Raw genomic sequence first — 13334 nt, 5'->3', positions numbered from 1 at the left:
ATCAGGTAATATAAATGAATGTAATTTTAATCACTTTAGTCATTTCACTGGGGGTATTTATTCTTGTTTTGACCACAATGCATACACTTTTAGCGGACAAACGTCTTATTCATGAAAGAATTGACAAGATTACGGCGCTCAATAAAATTGAATTGCTGGCGCAAAGAAGAGAAAAAAAGAAAAAAGAGGGGCGTGACGGCCAAAAGTTAAAGATGCTAAAAAGACTTGAGAATGATTTATCCATGTCGGGAATTTTGATTAAACCTTCTGAATTTCTTGAAATCTGGGCAGCACTGGCATTTGCCCCCTCGATTCTGATAATAATATTAAGCGACAATGTCATTTTAGCAATTGGAGCACTGCTAATTGGGGTGTTCATTCCACCTTTTTATGTTAATAAAAAACGAGCGAAACGAGTTGAATTGTTTGAACAGCAGTTGGTGGATGCCATCAGTATCATGAGCAGCTGTTTAAAAGCCGGGTTGACGTTTCAGCAAGCGCTTGTCAGTATCTCGACAGAAATGCCTGATCCGATATCAGGGGAATTTGGACGCGTTGTTAAGGAGTTAAAGCTGGGAAGTTCAATTGAGACCTCGTTAACAAAACTCTCGGAAAAAATAGACAGTCAAAATTTTATGATGATTGTGTCGGCAATTTTAATTCAACGTCAGACGGGCGGTAATCTATCAGAAATATTAACCAGTATTTCAGGAACTATCAAGGAAAGGTTTAAGATAAAAAGCGAAATTAAGGTATTAACGGCAACCGGGAGAACCTCTGGAATGGTAGTGGGACTGATGCCGGTTTTTATTATATTAATATTTTTATTATTTAACCCAAGTTATGTGACTATTTTTTTTCAATCCAATCTTGGAATAACGATGGTGGTGGTCGCAGCCGCAATGGAAGCCATCGGTTATTTAGTGATTAGAAAAATAGTTAACATAAAATTCTAACTGGTGAATCATAATTTTCACCAATCTGATGAAAAGAGGCCGGCATTATGATGCTTTTAACAATCAGCATATCGTTACTTGTTTTTATTCTCACGATCATCGTATTTTACGGCAAAGGGAAGACAATTGATACGAAAAGCAGAAGACTTGATTCAATAAAGAAAAGAAATCAACATGATTTAGATGACGATTTTGAAAAGCCCTTTTTTCAACGAGTCATTTTGCCCGTGTTCACAGCTGTCATAAAGCGGGTATCGGTTCTTTTCCCCAAAAGCAAAGGCAATAAAACAGAAAAACTTGAAACCAGTTTGAGATTAGCAGGTCTTCATCTTGCCGTAAATGAATACAATGCGTCGAGACTTGTATTTTCTGGGGCATTTATATTGGCAGCCTTTATTCTGACGGCTTTTACAAGATTAAGTCTCGCTATGGAGACCTTAATCATACTCTTGAGTATTTTATTTTCCGTGATCAGTCCGATATTATTGCTGAAAACTAAAATAAGAAAACGGCAGGGAGCGATAGCGAATGAGATGCCGGACGTCATGGATTTATTATGTGTATCCATGGAGGCGGGATTAGGATTTGATTCGGCAATGGTGAAAATTGGCGAACGCCTGAGCGGAGTATTGGTAACGGAACTGAATATTGTTCATTCGGAAATTAATTTTGGCAAACCAAGACGTGAAGCTTTAAAAAGCTTAGCAGATAGAAATTCAGTTGAAGAATTAAAAACATTTGTGGGTTCAATTATACAAGCAGAGCAATTAGGAATTCCCATTAACCAGGTTTTAAAATCTCAAGCTGAAGAATTACGGATTAAAAGAAGACAACGGGCCGAAGAAAAAGCCATGAAGGCGCCTGTGAAAATGATGATCCCTTTAGTCGTTTTTGTCCTTCCTGTTCTTTTTATTGTGTTATTAGGTCCGACAATATTACAGGTAGTCAAGCAATTTGGAGGGATTTAGACATGGATAATTATCTGGCACTAAGAGATAATATTGTTTTATTCAATGAAGTGAAACTGGCAAATGATTTTTGCTCCAGACTGGTAGGGCTTTTAAGGACAAAATCACTGGATGAGCAGCAGGGACTTTTATTGGAAGATTGTAAGCAAGTCCATACATTTGGAATGAAGTTTAATATTGATGTGATTTTTTTGTCTCGCGAAGGCGAAATATTGAATATGGAAAAAGATATGAGACCCGGACGGATCAGTCAGTACGTAAAAAAAGCCTTCTGGGTGCTCGAACTCAAATCCGGTTCATTAAATAGAAATAATTTCGAAATCCATCATCGAATCGTGTTTAAAATTTCTAAAATTGAGTAAGGGGGGGATAGAATGTCGACGAAATCAGATCAATTTACACTAAATGAATTAAGGGATAAGTCCCAAAAAACAAATAGTGAAGTGCCCTTTAAAAAGAAATTCTTAGGAGGGTATAACGCTAAACAAGTATCAGAATATATCGAAACATTATCCGATAATTTGCATAGCGCCGAAGGATCTTTCAAAAACAGGTTGGACGAATATGCTTCCATGACAGCAATGCTGAAACAGGAACGGGATCAATATGGTGAAATGTTTAATGTGTGTAAAAACTCGAAGATGGAGATGCAAGATCAAATTGATCATTTGACTAGAGAAAATGAAAAACTGAATAATGAAATAGTTGAGCTGAATCAGAATAATGACTCAGCAGAAAATGATCAGATGTATGAGAAAATTGCAGCGCAAAATTTGGAAATGCAAATAAAATTAAATGAATACAGAAATTATGAGCAGGAATGTATTCAGTTAAAAGATCAGCTTGACCAACTAAAGTTAATGATTCAGGATCTGAATGATGAGTTGGGAAATTATGCTAAAAATGATGGCCCGGAAGAAAATCTTGAAAAGGTACTGGCAGAAAATGAAATTTTAAAGAAAAAAAGTGACGAAGTAGTTCATGAAAAAAGGTTGCTGCTGGCAGAAAATGAAATTCTGAAGAAGCAATATGAAGAAGTTGTCCATGAAAGAAGTGTATTATTGGCTGAAAAAAATATGCTGGCTGAACTAAATATAAGAGCATCAGACAGTTTGCAGGAAGCCAATGAAAAAAACAAAGAACTTGTGGATATCACCATAAAAACTAAACTAAAAACACGAAAGATGATTGCCGAATTTGAGTCAAGAGCATATGAGTATTCACAAAATCATCAAAAAAATATCGATGAAATTTCTGAAACTATAAAAAAAGCATTAGATATTTTAAAATATGAAAAAGAAGATGTTGATTTACTTATTAAAAAACCGCTTGAAGACAGTGCCTTTTTAGTGGAGGAAGAAGAATTAAGTAAAAGTGAATAGTACTGCGAGTAAGCAAGTCGTTGTATTTCTCTGAGGAATTTTGTTTATTGAAGAAAAATATAATATACACATAATTTATGCTTCTGCTTGATTAGTTGATGATTCTGTATTAATATGGTATAGATGCTAAAAAAAGGAGTAGAAGTAATGAACTTTGAAATTGTAACAGATTCTTCTGCTAATCTGCCAGATGAACTGATCGAAAAATATGATATCCACATTTTGTCTCTTTTATACCATATTGGTGATACTGAATATGTAAGTTATATTAAAGGCAAGAAAACTGATTTAACAGAATTTTATACCAGGATGCGAAATAAAGAAGTTATCACGACCTCTTGTATGAGTTCGGGATCCTGTCGTACGGTATTTGAAAAGATTCTTCAAGAGGGGAAAGATCTGTTGTACATCGGGTTTTCATCCGCTCTTAGTGCAACTTATCAGACCGGCTGCCAGGCCTTGGAAGAATTGAAAAAAGATTATCCAAACAGAAAAATTTTAGCTGTCGACACACTCGGTGCATCACTGGGAGAAGGGCTGATAGTGAGCTACGCGGCAAAATTTCGTGAAGAAGGAAATTCAATCGATTTTGTCTATGAGTGGCTGATGGAAAACAGATTGCATCTGTGTCATTGGTTTACAGTGGACGATTTATTTTATCTGATGCGTGGAGGCAGAGTTTCAACATCAAGTGCGATTGTGGGAACGGTCCTGAGTATCAAGCCAGTTATGCATATGGATGATGGCGGTCATCTCGTACCTGTTTCAAAAGTACGCGGCAGAAAAAATTCGCTGCGGGCTTTGCTTGAAAAAATGGAGGAAACGGCGATCTGTCCGGAGAATCAAATCATCTATATTTCACACGGAGATTGTCTGGACGATGCGAATTATCTTGCCGATAAGATACGGGAAAAATTTGGGATAAAAGACATTCTTATTCGTCTGGTTGAACCTGTGATCGGTGCACATTGCGGCCCTGGTACCGTGGCTTTGTTTTTCATTGGGACCGAAAGATAGATTAAAAAGTCGAATAGTGCCATACGCCAATAAAGGAAAAATGAATAAAGGTCAATTGTTTATCGTTGTACATTGCAATCGGATAAATAATTGGCCTTTTTAAATTTTGTCTAAGAGAAAAAATGAAAGAAATGAAAAGATAATGTTTAGTAGGCAAGTATTCGGGGATATAATAAATACAAATTTTATTGCTCTTAAGATGGAATCAATCTAAATTTTAAAGCTGAAGGAGATTTATTATGTTTAAAAAAATGGCAATGATTTCTGAGATATCAACCGCTTTTCCTGAAATGATAAGATGCATTGGAGGATTAAAAACATTGGGGACGAAAGAATGCCTGCTTGTCCAGTGCTTTAACCCTAAGGAAGTTGATGTGGGTATTTCACAATATTTAAATTTAACATCAATGTTTGAAGAAAACCTAAAAAGACAAAAGGATATATTAAAACAACAAGGGTTTGAAGTGGAAACCCGGGTCGTTTCAGGAAATCAAAAAAATGCAATTAACCGGATCACAGTTGCCGAGAACTGTTCGTTAGTCGTAATAAATATTGAAAAACGGAGCATGCTGGGGTCATTGCTTTTAAATGGGGTTGCAAATAATGTGATCAACAATTCGAGTAAACCGGTACTTCTTATTCGCGATAATCGTGAAGACGAAGATGCTTCAACCAAATGTGATCTCATTAGTCATCTTCTTTTTTCAACAGATTTTTCAGAGAATGCAGACATCGCTTTTGAATACGTAAAAGAAATGGTTAAATGCGGCGTTCCCAAAGTGACGCTCGTTCATGTCCAGGACCAGTCTAAAATAGAACCATATCTTTCAAATCGTCTATTGGAATTTAATGAAATTGATCAGGAAAGATTACAGAAATTAAAGGATCAATTATTAACTTTAGGGAATATTGAAGTGGATATGCAAATCCCGTTTGGAGCACCGATATCAGAAATTATTAGAATCATCAATGAACAAAAGATCTCGCTGGTTGTGATGGGAACTCAAGGCAGAGGGTTTGTTAAAGAAGTGTTTGTGGGCAGCTTAAGCCATAATATTGTTAGAACTTCGCCGACTTCAGTTTTACTGATTCCCGGAAATCGAGAGTAGACAAATTTGCTTCAATTAGAAAAACAGGGATGCTTTTTAAATAAAGCTTGATGTACTCGATTGGGTATATCAAGTTTTATTATGGTTAATTGACAAAAGCATTCATAAAATAGGGGAGTTATGATAACATAATAAAAACGTTTACAGAAAGGAAGGCCACAAATGGATGAGGCGTTCTATTGGCTTTGGTTTTTAGGTTTAGAAAAAATTACGGCTAAACAAAAGAAAATAATGCTGGAAAGATTTGTTTCTCCCCAAAATATTTTTTCAATAAGCAGAGAATCACTGGAAAAAACAAACATTTTTAAAAAAGAGAATCTGGATTATTTAGAGCGGTCTAAATCACTGGAAAAAGCACGTCATTCGATGAACTACATGGAAGAGCAGGGTATTCGTATGATTACCCGAGAAGATCCTTTATTCCCGGAAATGCTCAAGAGTATTTATATGCCACCGGCAGGGTTGTTTGTCAAGGGCGACGTGACATTATTAAATAGTTCCATAAAAATCGGAATCGTCGGATCTCGTAACCCAACGGTATTAGGCAAAAGATACGCCAAAGCATTTGCTCAATCCCTAGCCGCGGTTGGCATCACCATTGTCAGCGGCTTAGCCGCAGGCATCGATGGGCAAAGCCATTGGGGCAGCATTGATGAGCTCGGAAGAACAATTGGCGTTTTAGGAACAGGAATTGATATCTGTTATCCGTTTTCTAACCAAAAGTTGTTTGATCGGATGTCTAAAGAGGCATTGATTATTACTGAATTTAATTTAGGCGAGAAACCGCTTCCTTACCACTTTCCGCAAAGAAACCGAATAATAAGCGGCTTGTCACAAGGTGTGCTTGTCATTGAAGCCCGAAAAAAAAGCGGCTCATTAATAACGGTTAATCATGCTTTAGAGCAGGGCAAAAATGTATATGTTATACCAGGAGATATCAGTGCTTCGCAATGGGCAGGCGGCAATCAGCTATTAAAAGAAGGCGCTAAGTTAGTTACGGATCCAAGAGATATTTTAGAGGACTATGTTATTGTAAATAATCATTCAGAATTAAAAAATGCTAAAAAAACGATGGCGTCAAAAGAAAAAATAATGATTAATATAGCTGAACAAACTTTGTATAATCTGATAAGAAAAGGATATACCACGATTGATGAACTGGTTATTTATTCAGAATTGCCGGTTAATACCATCAATGGTTTATTAACAATGATGGAAATTGAAGAAGTTATTGACATTAAATACGGAAATATCGTCTTACTTTAAGATCCATCAGTTATATTTTATGACATCCATTTGTATTTAGTAACTATTTTTGCTATAATGTGGCTGTTTATGAGGATAAATAACATTTAAATAGAAAAAAGGAGGTATTCAATGAGCAAAACGTTAGTAATTGTTGAATCACCGGCAAAAGCAAAAACAATTAAGAAGTATTTACCAAAAGGCTTTGAAGTTGAAGCAACGATGGGACATGTGATTGATCTTCCCAAAAGTCGAATTGGTATTAATATAGAAGATAATTTCGAACCGGAATATATAAAAATTCGTGGGAAAGCACAATTGTTAAAAAAATTAAAGACGGCCGCGAAAAAAGCTGATCAAGTATATTTAGCAACTGACCCTGACCGCGAGGGTGAGGCGATTTCATGGCACATGGCCAATTTTTTAGAAATCGATTTGGACACAAAATGCCGGATTGAATTTCATGAAATTACAAAGAAGGCAGTAAATGCAGCGATAGACAATAAGCGAAACATCGATATTGACTTAGTAAACGCCCAGCAGGCCCGTCGTATTCTTGACCGATTAGTTGGGTATTCTCTGAGTCCTTTTTTGTGGAAAAAAGTTAAAAAAGGCTTGAGCGGTGGTCGGGTTCAATCGGTGGTAACACGAATCATCGTCGATCGGGAAGAAGAAATCAAGGCTTTTATTCCTGAAGAATATTGGAATCTTGATTTGCTGTTAAAAAAAGAAGATGATGAGAAAGAATTCATTTCAAAGTTTTATTCTGAAAATGGTAAAAAAAAGACAATTGCCACCGTGGAAGAAGCGGTGCGATTAGAAAAAATTGTATCTGAAAGTACAATTATGGTTGCTAATGTAAAAAAACGTATTCGCAAACAAAAACCAGCGCTTCCCTTTACAACCAGTACGTTGCAACAGGAAGCTTATAAAACCCTTGGTTTTACAACACAGCGTACCATGCGCTTAGCACAACAGCTTTATGAAGGTGTTGATATTAAGGGGAGCGGACTAACCGGGTTAATTACCTACCTCAGAACGGATTCTACCCGTATTGCTGAAGAAGCGGTGGAAGAAAGTAAGGAATATATCAAGCAGCATTTTGGAGATGACTATCTGGGGATAGAAAAGAAAGCAACTAAGAAGAAGAATGTTCAGGATGCTCATGAGGCAATCAGACCTTCTTCAATTATGCTAACTCCTGAAGTTGCAAAAGAATCATTGGAAAAAGATCAGCATAAACTCTATAAACTTATTTGGGAAAGACTTCTTTGCAGTCAAATGGCAGATGCTGAGTATTATGTCACGGATGTTGATGTAGCCTGCAGTAATCTGATTTTCAAAACAAAAGGTGAAACTCAAAAATTTGACGGCTTTACAAGAATCGGGAAAAACCATGGCAAAGATGAAGATAGCATTTTGCCGGAATTGGCCATCGGAGATCCCTTAATAAGATTAAAAACAACCAAAGATCAAAAATTCACGAAGCCGCCGGCACGGTATACGGAAGCATCTTTAGTTAAAATCCTGGAAGAAAAAGGAATTGGCCGTCCCAGCACCTATGCACCAACCATTGCCACGATCAAAAATCGCGATTATGTTGAGGTCGAAGAAAAACATTTTAAACCAACCGAACTGGGCGTAACAGTCACGAACTTAATGAAAGAGTATTTCAAAGATGTTGTTAATATTTCCTTTACAGCGGAGATGGAAGATAGCCTTGATCTGGTTGCTGAAGGTAAGAATGACTGGAAAAGTGTCTTAAAGCATTTTTATACTGGATTTGGAAAAGATCTTGTAAATGCCCAGGAAAATGCGGAGTCGGTCATCATCGCTGATCCGGAATCCGACGTTGATTGCGAATTGTGCGGAAGACGAATGGTTATCAAAAAAGGAAAATATGGCAAGTTTCTTGCGTGCCCGGGTTTTCCTGACTGTAAAAACACAAAACCGTATTTTGAAAAGACCGGCGGTATTTGTTCGATTTGTGGCGGGGATATTGTCAAAAGACTCTCAAAAACAGGGAGAACTTTTTATTCCTGCAGTAATTATCCGGATTGCGACTATATGAATTGGGACTTGCCAATGGCTGAAAAGTGCCCGGTGTGTGGCTCAACACTGTTTCAAAAGGGCTTGGGAAAACGAAAAAAAATCTATTGTGATAAAAAAGATTGTGGATATACAGCCCCAGTCGGGGAATAAAAATAAATGTCAAAAAGAGAAAGAGAGAAAAATATGTTTCATGCAACGACAATTGTTGGAATACGTCATAATGGAGAGGTAGCGATAGCTGGAGATGGCCAGGTTACCATGGGTGAAAACATCATTATGAAAAATAAAGCAACAAAGATAAGAAAAATTTACAACGATAAAATTTTAGTCGGATTTGCAGGATCCGTAGCGGACGCATTTACATTATGCGAAAAATTCGAGCAAAAAGTGGAAAAATATAATGGGAATTTGCGACGTTCAGCAATTGAATTGGCTAAGGAGTGGCGTTCGGATAAGGCATTAAGAAAACTTGAAGCACTGCTCATAGTAATGGATCAAACCGAAACACTGATATTATCTGGAAATGGCGAAGTCATCGAGCCGGATGACGATGTTGCGGCAATTGGGTCAGGCGGCTCTTATGCCCTTTCAGCAGCACGGGCCTTAAAGAAATACTCCACCCTCAGTGCCAAAGAAATGGTTTTTGAGTCTTTGAAAATTGCGTCTGAAATTTGTGTTTTCACAAATAGTAATATTTCAGTAGAAGTACTAGAAATGGAAGAGAATTAGTATGAAAGAATTAACGCCTAAAAAAATAGTTGATGAACTGAATCGTTATATTATCGGCCAAGAAAAGGCCAAAAAAGCCGTGGCCGTGGCACTGCGAAATCGATATCGACGTTCGTTGCTGCCGGCTGACTTAATTGATGAATTCACACCTAAAAATATTATTCTAGTAGGACCGACGGGAGTGGGTAAAACGGAAATTGCCCGACGGATGGCAAAGCTTATCAGAGCGCCTTTTATTAAGGTTGAAGCAACTAAATTTACGGAAGTCGGTTATGTTGGCCGGGATGTCGAATCGATGGTGCGGGATTTGGTGAACACATCCATACGTAATGTCCAACAGGAAAAAATGAAAGAGGTTTATTCAGAAGCGGAGAAAAACGTCAACAAAATTATTCTTGACATTTTAGTGCCTTCTAAGAAAATAAAAGAAACCCTGAAAACACCGTTTGATCTCTTTATGAAGCCGAATCAGCCGGTAACCACCACGCCAGTTGATTTAGACAGCGAAAAAGAGCAAAGCAAAAAAGAAAAAAGAGAAGCTCTTTCAAAAGAACTGGAAGCCGGACTTTTAGAGGATAGAATCATTGAGATCGAAGTGGATGATGACGGATCAAAAACTATCGGCGTGATGCAGGGCATGAACAGTGACAGCATGTCATTTAATATGAATGACATATTTGGAGATATACTGCCCCAAAAAAAGAAGAAGAAAAATGTATCCATTGCCGATGCACGTCGAATATTAATTAACCAGGAAGCTCAGAAGCTCATCGATATGGATCAGGTTCAGGAAATAGGTATTCGGGAAGCGGAGCAAAATGGAATTATTTTCATTGACGAGATTGATAAAATAATCGGGAATGGCAATAATCAAGGACCCGATGTGTCAAGAGAAGGCGTGCAACGGGATATTTTACCAATTGTAGAAGGAAGCACGGTCAATACCAAATACGGACCGGTCAAGACCGATTATATTCTTTTTATCGGGGCGGGTGCTTTTCATGTTTCCAAAATAGCTGATATGATTCCAGAACTGCAAGGGCGTTTCCCGATTAGTGTTCAGTTGGAAAGTCTTACCGAAGCGGATTTTAATGAGATTTTGACACAGACCGAAAACTCTGTCATTAAGCAGTATCAAGAGCTTATCCGGACGGAAGAGGTTAACCTGATTTTTGAAGAAGATGCAATTAAGCATATTGCTAAGATTGCATTTTTACAAAATGAGGAAGAAGAGAATATTGGAGCGAGACGTCTTCATACTGTTATGGAAAAATTACTAGAAGAAATTTCTTTTTATGCATCAGATTATGAACAGGAAGAGTTTATAATTAATAAAGATTATGTTGAACGAATTTTTAATATTGCCGAAAAACGAGATAATTATCAAAAGTACTTGCTTTGAAAATAAAAAAAACTTGCATGAGCTAATCGATTGTGCTATTATATCAAGGTATGTATTACACACATTCTCTGAGAGACATTGGGTGCCTGGTTTCAGGTCGATGATCTTAATTGACGAGAATGGAGGAAAAACCAAGGAGGAATAAGATTATGGCATGTGTTTCTATGAAACAACTTTTGGAAGCAGGGGTGCATTTTGGGCATCAGACAAGACGATGGAATCCAAAAATGGCTCCATATATTTTCACAGAAAGAAACGGGATTTACATCATTGATTTACAACAAACTGTGAAGAGAATTGAAAAAGCATATAATTTCGTAAAAGAATTATCAGCAAACGGTGAAGAAATTCTTTTCGTTGGAACTAAAAAACAAGCGCAAACCAGTATTGAAAGAGAAGCAAAACGTAGCGGAAGCTACTGTGTTAATCACCGTTGGTTAGGTGGAACTTTAACAAACTTTGGAACGATCAGCAAACGAATTGATAAATTGAATGAATTAGAACAAATGGAAGAAGATGGAACTTTTGACCTTCTACCTAAAAAAGAAGTTATTAAGTTAAAACGTCTGCGTGAAAAATTACAAAAATTCTTAGGCGGTATCAAAGAGATGAAAGGTGTACCAGGCGCAATTTTTGTTATTGATACAAAAAAAGAAAGAATTGCAATTGCCGAAGCTAAAAAATTAGGTATTCCAATTATCGGAATCGTTGATACCAATTGTGATCCAGACGAAATTGATTATATTATTCCTGGTAACGATGATGCTATTCGGGCGGTAGCCTTAATCTTATCAGTTATCTCCGATGCAATTATCGAAGGACGTCAGGGCGAACAAGTTGAAGAAGAAATTGTAGTGGCGCCTGTAGCAGTCGCAGAACCAGTCGTTGAAGCAGCCCCAATTGCTGAAACGGCACCAATTGCTGAAACGGCAACAGTTGTAGAAGCAGCACCAGTTGCAGAAGCAGCACCAGTTGTAGAAGCAGAATAATTTTTAAAACTTACTAGGAGGATAAACGTGGACGCAAAATTAGTAAAAGAATTAAGAGCCAAAAGCGGCGCAGGCATGATGGACTGTAAAAATGCTTTAGTAGAAACAGATGGAAACATTGAAGAAGCAATGATCGTGTTAAGAGAAAAAGGATTAGCAGCAACAAATAAAAAATCAGGACGTATTGCAGCAGAAGGCATCGTTGAATCCTATATACATATGGGTGGGAAAATTGGTGTTTTGGTTGAAATAAATTGTGAAACGGATTTTGTTGCAAAAACTGATGGATTTAAAACGTTTGTTAAAGATGTCGCAATGCATATAGCAGCTACAAACCCTTTGTATGTCACTAAAGAAGAAGTGCCAGATGAAGAGGTGGAAGAAGAAAAAGAAATTCTTCGTGTTCAAGCCTTAAATGAAGGAAAACCTGAAAAAATTATTGAAAAAATGGTTGAAGGACGGATCAGTAAATTCTATAAAGAAATCTGTCTTCTGGAACAACCTTTTGTAAAAAATCCTGACATAACAATTGGAGATTTGGTAAAAGAACAAATCATGGCGATTGGCGAAAATGTCAAAATCAGACGGTTTGCTCGTTTTCAAATGGGTGAGGGTTTAGAGAAAAAAGAAGAAAACTTTGCTGAGGAAGTTGCCAAACAAATTAAAGCATAAACTCTAAAAAAGGACACATTCGTGTTCTTTTTTTACAGTTGACAGCATTGTAAATTTCAGATAATTACGATATAATGGAAAAAAGGAAGGGGGGGTTTTATGGAACCGAAATATAAACGTGTAATCATTAAATTAAGCGGTGAAGCATTAGCTGGCAGCGCAGGTCATGGAATTGACACACCAACAGTAGAATCCATATGTAAACAGATTAAAGAAGTTTTTGATCTGGGAGTTGAGATTGCCATTGTTGTAGGTGGGGGAAATTTTTGGCGCGGACGCAGTGGTGAAGGCATGGATAAATCAACCGCGGACTATATGGGGATGCTGGCAACTTGCATCAATGCACTTGGACTCCAGGATGTACTTGAAGAAATGGGTGTACCCGTCCGGGTTCAAACCGCCATTGAAATGAAACAGATTGCTGAACCATATATTCGCAGGAAAGCAATTCGCCACCTCGAAAAAAGAAGAATTGTTATTTTCGCTTCCGGTACCGGGAATCCCTTCTTTACAACGGATACCACTGCGGCTTTAAGAGCAGCGGAAATTGATGCGGAAATTATTTTACTGGCAAAAAGCATCGATGCGGTATATGACTCAGATCCATTAGTCAATCCAGATGCGAAAAAATATACAGAATTATCATACATTGATGTGCTGAATAAAGGCTTGAAGGTTATGGATTCCACTGCAACATCACTGTGTATGGATAATCACATTCCCATTCTAGTATTTGGTTTAAATGAACCGAAAAATATTTTGCGTGCCGTTATGGGCGAAAAAATCGGAACAATTATTCAGGAGGTATAGAAG

At 37.3% G+C, this 13334-nt stretch carries 13 protein-coding genes; all 13 read left to right on the top strand.

Translation table 11 applies throughout. From position 1 onward, the window contains the following. Positions 1-14: 14 nt before the first annotated feature. Entirely contained in the window at positions 15-956 is a 942-nt protein-coding gene (locus tag FZC41_RS09675; RefSeq protein WP_148567210.1) for a type II secretion system F family protein, read from the top strand. 47 nt (positions 957-1003) lie between these two features. After that, positions 1004-1924: a type II secretion system F family protein gene (locus tag FZC41_RS09670; RefSeq protein ID WP_148567209.1), complete on the top strand. Its 921-nt coding sequence runs from the start codon at positions 1004-1006 to the stop codon at positions 1922-1924. A 2-nt stretch (positions 1925-1926) separates the two neighbouring features. Further along, a complete protein-coding gene (locus FZC41_RS09665; RefSeq protein ID WP_148567208.1) occupies positions 1927-2286 on the top strand; it encodes a DUF192 domain-containing protein in 360 nt (119 codons plus the stop codon). Between the two features lie 12 nt (positions 2287-2298). Then, on the top strand, positions 2299-3306 hold the full coding sequence (locus FZC41_RS09660; protein ID WP_148567207.1) for a coiled-coil domain-containing protein: 1008 nt from the start codon (positions 2299-2301) through the stop codon (positions 3304-3306). A gap of 147 nt (positions 3307-3453) precedes the next feature. Then, the gene (locus FZC41_RS09655; protein WP_148567206.1) at positions 3454-4323 is read left to right on the top strand and encodes a DegV family protein; all 870 of its coding nucleotides are present in this window, start codon (positions 3454-3456) and stop codon (positions 4321-4323) included. 239 nt (positions 4324-4562) lie between these two features. Next, positions 4563-5432 (top strand): universal stress protein, encoded by an 870-nt coding sequence (locus tag FZC41_RS09650; protein WP_148567205.1) that lies wholly within the window; start codon positions 4563-4565, stop codon positions 5430-5432. Between the two features lie 162 nt (positions 5433-5594). Further along, entirely contained in the window at positions 5595-6698 is a 1104-nt protein-coding gene (gene dprA / locus FZC41_RS09645) for a DNA-processing protein DprA (RefSeq protein WP_148567204.1), read from the top strand. Positions 6699-6809: 111 nt separating this feature from the next. Next, positions 6810-8879, top strand: coding sequence for a type I DNA topoisomerase (topA, locus tag FZC41_RS09640; RefSeq protein WP_148567203.1), 2070 nt, complete (start codon positions 6810-6812; stop codon positions 8877-8879). Between the two features lie 33 nt (positions 8880-8912). Then, positions 8913-9458 carry an ATP-dependent protease subunit HslV gene (gene hslV, locus FZC41_RS09635; RefSeq protein ID WP_148567295.1) on the top strand — a complete coding sequence of 182 codons (546 nt, stop codon included), beginning with the start codon at positions 8913-8915 and terminating at the stop codon, positions 9456-9458. 1 nt (position 9459) lies between these two features. Then, positions 9460-10860 carry an ATP-dependent protease ATPase subunit HslU gene (gene hslU / locus FZC41_RS09630; protein WP_148567202.1) on the top strand — a complete coding sequence of 467 codons (1401 nt, stop codon included), beginning with the start codon at positions 9460-9462 and terminating at the stop codon, positions 10858-10860. A 149-nt stretch (positions 10861-11009) separates the two neighbouring features. Continuing rightward, positions 11010-11849 (top strand): 30S ribosomal protein S2, encoded by an 840-nt coding sequence (gene rpsB, locus FZC41_RS09625; RefSeq protein WP_170253938.1) that lies wholly within the window; start codon positions 11010-11012, stop codon positions 11847-11849. Between the two features lie 27 nt (positions 11850-11876). Then, the gene (gene tsf / locus FZC41_RS09620; protein WP_338000855.1) at positions 11877-12521 is read left to right on the top strand and encodes a translation elongation factor Ts; all 645 of its coding nucleotides are present in this window, start codon (positions 11877-11879) and stop codon (positions 12519-12521) included. A 99-nt stretch (positions 12522-12620) separates the two neighbouring features. Beyond that, complete coding sequence (gene pyrH, locus FZC41_RS09615) at positions 12621-13331, top strand: UMP kinase (RefSeq protein WP_148567200.1); 711 nt, start codon at positions 12621-12623, stop codon at positions 13329-13331. Positions 13332-13334: the final 3 nt, after the last annotated feature.

Origin of the sequence: Acetobacterium paludosum, assembly GCF_008086595.1 — a bacterium.
Taxonomy (GTDB): domain Bacteria; phylum Bacillota; class Clostridia; order Eubacteriales; family Eubacteriaceae; genus Acetobacterium; species Acetobacterium paludosum.
Note: the sequence above shows the minus strand (reverse complement) of the source record. Positions and strands in the feature narration are given on the sequence as shown.

Excerpts from the sequence above, each read along its gene's own strand:
- FZC41_RS09675 (WP_148567210.1), top strand. The coding sequence starts at position 15 with ATGAATGTAATTTTAATCACTTTAGTCATTTCACTGGGGGTATTTATT.
- FZC41_RS09655 (WP_148567206.1), top strand. The coding sequence starts at position 3,454 with ATGAACTTTGAAATTGTAACAGATTCTTCTGCTAATCTGCCAGATGAA.
- FZC41_RS09650 (WP_148567205.1), top strand. The coding sequence starts at position 4,563 with ATGTTTAAAAAAATGGCAATGATTTCTGAGATATCAACCGCTTTTCCT.
- FZC41_RS09665 (WP_148567208.1), top strand. The coding sequence starts at position 1,927 with ATGGATAATTATCTGGCACTAAGAGATAATATTGTTTTATTCAATGAA.
- hslU (WP_148567202.1), top strand. The coding sequence starts at position 9,460 with ATGAAAGAATTAACGCCTAAAAAAATAGTTGATGAACTGAATCGTTAT.
- topA (WP_148567203.1), top strand. The coding sequence starts at position 6,810 with ATGAGCAAAACGTTAGTAATTGTTGAATCACCGGCAAAAGCAAAAACA.
- dprA (WP_148567204.1), top strand. The coding sequence starts at position 5,595 with ATGGATGAGGCGTTCTATTGGCTTTGGTTTTTAGGTTTAGAAAAAATT.
- rpsB (WP_170253938.1), top strand. The coding sequence starts at position 11,010 with ATGGCATGTGTTTCTATGAAACAACTTTTGGAAGCAGGGGTGCATTTT.
- FZC41_RS09660 (WP_148567207.1), top strand. The coding sequence starts at position 2,299 with ATGTCGACGAAATCAGATCAATTTACACTAAATGAATTAAGGGATAAG.
- pyrH (WP_148567200.1), top strand. The coding sequence starts at position 12,621 with ATGGAACCGAAATATAAACGTGTAATCATTAAATTAAGCGGTGAAGCA.
- hslV (WP_148567295.1), top strand. The coding sequence starts at position 8,913 with ATGTTTCATGCAACGACAATTGTTGGAATACGTCATAATGGAGAGGTA.
- FZC41_RS09670 (WP_148567209.1), top strand. The coding sequence starts at position 1,004 with ATGATGCTTTTAACAATCAGCATATCGTTACTTGTTTTTATTCTCACG.